1 protein-coding gene and 1 pseudogene are annotated in these 2,455 nt (G+C 36.9%); one reads left to right on the top strand and one right to left on the bottom strand.

The features are described 5' to 3' along the window. Positions 1–135: 135 nt before the first annotated feature. A pseudogene (locus tag ACEN4N_RS11290) lies at positions 136–1,095 on the bottom strand (IS30 family transposase). A gap of 270 nt (positions 1,096–1,365) precedes the next feature. On the opposite strand from ACEN4N_RS11290, the gene ACEN4N_RS11285 reads away from it, so the two are divergent. Beyond that, positions 1,366–1,656 (top strand): hypothetical protein, encoded by a 291-nt coding sequence (locus ACEN4N_RS11285; RefSeq protein ID WP_407090274.1) that lies wholly within the window; start codon positions 1,366–1,368, stop codon positions 1,654–1,656. Positions 1,657–2,455 lie beyond the last annotated feature (799 nt).

Below are 2,455 nucleotides of genomic sequence, written 5' to 3'. Positions count from 1 at the left end.
TTAGTTCCACTAAGCGAATTGGTAGAGTCTGCTTACGCAAGGTATTGAACCGCCGTGTACGGAACCGTACGCACGGTGGTGTGAGAGGTCGACTAGTCAAATAATGGCTAGTCTCCTACTCGATTTTTTGAATTGTCAATATAAGCTAGACAAATGCGAGTCATTAATGTAACTTGAAAATACTTCCAAAGGCGTTTGATAATTTAATGATTTTCTAGGTATTTGATTTCTCTTGTCAGCTACTGCAGACACAAATAACTGCTCGACTTTATTGAAGTCCATTTCCTTTGGCAAGCCATCGTTTCTAAATAGACCATTTGAATGTTCATTTAAACCACGCTGTGATGGTGTTCCTGGATCTGCGAAGTAGATCGAGACGTCATGTTTGTTGGACAACACCTTCCAGTTACTAAATTCTTTTCCGTTATCAAAGGTAAAAGATTTAAACAAGTTTCTAGGGCTGGATTGAAACCACTCTGTTAACGTTGTTTCAATGTCACTTGCTTTTCTGACTTTAGGCTTTAAGGTGATGATGGCTTTAGATAGACGTTCCACCAGTGTGATGATGGCACTTTTATGATGAGCACCAACGATTGTATCACCTTCAATGTGACCAAACTCATCTTTAAATAGAGGGTAGTCTTTTTCTCTTTCAGAGATGTTTCGTTTGAACGCTTGTTTTCCTCGTCGTTCTTGGTCTCCGTTTGGCTTTCACTTGCCTTTCATAGGGAGTGTTGTGATATCAAAGGTGCCATCTTTAAATCGACGATATAAGGTTCTCATTGAACAACTGATTGGCTGTTCAAAACGTCCAATGTTGACGTCTGGCGTCCATCCTTGAGCAACTTTTTCTTTAATATACTTCTGTTGCTTTTTAGGCAAAATGATTTTATGTCTACCGCAACGCTTTTTATATACTTTATAGCGTTTGTAGTAATCAATTGCTGAGTTACCTTGTTTCAAGAAATTAATAACGTTATAAATGGGCTGACGTGAACGCCTTAAGCGTTCAGCAATCATCGCAACAGAAATATTTTGATGATAATAAGATTCTATCATTACTAATTCATCCGTGGTAAGATGGGAGTAGGTCATTTATGATCACTCCTATTCTTCGTGGTGGAAGTATAGTTTGAGTGTATCATAAATGACTTTTTTATCTGTCTAGCTTAATTTTACAATCTACGTTTTATAAAATTGAATTCACCATTTTTCTTGTATATAGGGGTGAATTTTATGAAGAAAAACAAAGATTAAGTGTATCTAGAAATAGCACACATTGGAAAAGTTGAATTGCCGTCAGATGTAGAAAATCGAATATATTATCTACTCCGAGGCTAATATAATGAAAAAATGGTCCTCGATTTGGTCAAAAAACATGAAATTAAGACCTGGGATATTCTTGGTGACTATTGGTTTGAAAACGGAAAGCGTCTGCAAACGGATTTTATTGTTATGGCAAAAGATACTTGGTATGTCCTTGTAGTGAAAAATGACGACGGAAACTTTCAATATATAGATTTCGACTGCGTATTAAATAGCAAATTATTAAAAGACAATATCGTAACCAAAATTCAAGAGCGCAATAATCGCTTAACTCATATGGCAAGTGAGATACCGCATTCGGTCAATGTTACGGGTGCGATGATTTTATAAAGGAGCACTCACAAGTTAGCCTAGATACAAAAGTAAATTACGAAGTTGTCTTGCGCCATCAATTTAGATTCTACATTAAAAATATTAAACGCAAATCTGATTTCCCACTAATGGCGAGTTATCTTAAAGCTTGTCATGAAGTGTTCAATAGATATAGAGTAGCTAATCCATTTCAACCAGAAAGCTTGCAAGTAGAAAGTTTTTCAGGCATTCCTAAAGGGATTACGTGTTGTCAATGTCATAGTTTTAATACGATTGCTAAACATCACAGTATTACTGTAGAAAATGTGGTGTGAGAGAAACGAAGACAAAAGTAATTCTATGAGCTGCCTATCACATAAGAATCCTATACTTTGACCATCCACAAATGCTGACACCAAGAAATATTTATGATTTTATGGTTGGAATGATGGGCATTACCTCAATCAAGAAAATCATGAATAAGCATTATGATAAAGTAGGAGGGATTAATAAGTATTCCTATAAAAGGCATATGTAAATTGTAATTTTAAAATGTGAAACGAGACTTTTATTCGAAAAGCGATACTATGAGAATTCAAAGTGACGCTTTTAGTTGAAAAGCGATACTATGAGAAATCAAAGTGACGCTTTCAACCCAATTTCCTACTAAAGCAAAAAAGCCCGTCCCAAATCGCGAAGATTCGGGACGGGTTTTCATGTGCGCCCGGCATGGGCGATAACTTGGTGGTGAAAGTCCACTACAGACTTGGCAGTAGGAACTGTTAGCTAAAGGCAAGGGTGTCCACCGTGAGGTGGAATCTGAAGGAAGCCGGAGGCA

The organism is Ruoffia sp. FAM 20857, from assembly GCF_045528645.1.
Taxonomy (GTDB): domain Bacteria; phylum Bacillota; class Bacilli; order Lactobacillales; family Aerococcaceae; genus Ruoffia; species Ruoffia halotolerans.
This window is presented reverse-complemented; position numbering and strand designations above follow the sequence as displayed.